Annotated in this window: 1 protein-coding gene; it reads left to right on the plus strand. The window is 22.9% G+C overall.

The genetic code is table 11. The features are described 5' to 3' along the window. The first annotated feature begins 218 nt into the window (after positions 1-218). Positions 219-401, plus strand: coding sequence for a proton-conducting transporter transmembrane domain-containing protein (locus DRV85_RS19805; protein ID WP_101335831.1), 183 nt, complete (start codon positions 219-221; stop codon positions 399-401). Positions 402-462 lie beyond the last annotated feature (61 nt).

A 462-nucleotide genomic window follows, 5' to 3' on the forward strand; every position in this document is an offset into this window, starting at 1 on the left:
TTTTTATTATATTAATATATAAAGAAAGAAGTATATTAAAGATTGAGTCTTGTTTGAAGTATTTTTTTATTCAAAGAATAGGATCAGCTGTTTTAATAAGATGTTTTTATTTAAATAAGGAGTGAGTAGATTTTGTTGTTTGTTTATTATTGGGTTATAAGATTGGTGCAGGTCCTTTTTTTTTTTGGTTTCCTTCGGTTTGTTCTGGTTTATCGTGAATGTCTTGTTTTATATTAATATCTTTTCAAAAATTAATTCCTTTGATAATTATGAGAATTTTTATTTCTTATGTGATTTATATGATAGTAGTGGTTAGATTATTTTTTGGAGTTTTTGGATGTTATAATCAAAGGAATTTTAAGCAGTTAATTGCTTATTCTTCTGTGTATCATATAGGCTGAATTATATTATGTAATTTTTCTGATGACTTAAGTTGATTTGTATATTTATTATTATATTCTT

Origin of the sequence: Rhodosalinus halophilus (genome assembly GCF_003298775.1) — a bacterium.
Lineage (GTDB): Bacteria > Pseudomonadota > Alphaproteobacteria > Rhodobacterales > Rhodobacteraceae > Rhodosalinus > Rhodosalinus halophilus.

Coding starts and splice junctions, on each gene's coding strand:
- DRV85_RS19805 (WP_101335831.1), top strand. CDS start 219: ATGTCTTGTTTTATATTAATATCTTTTCAAAAATTAATTCCTTTGATA.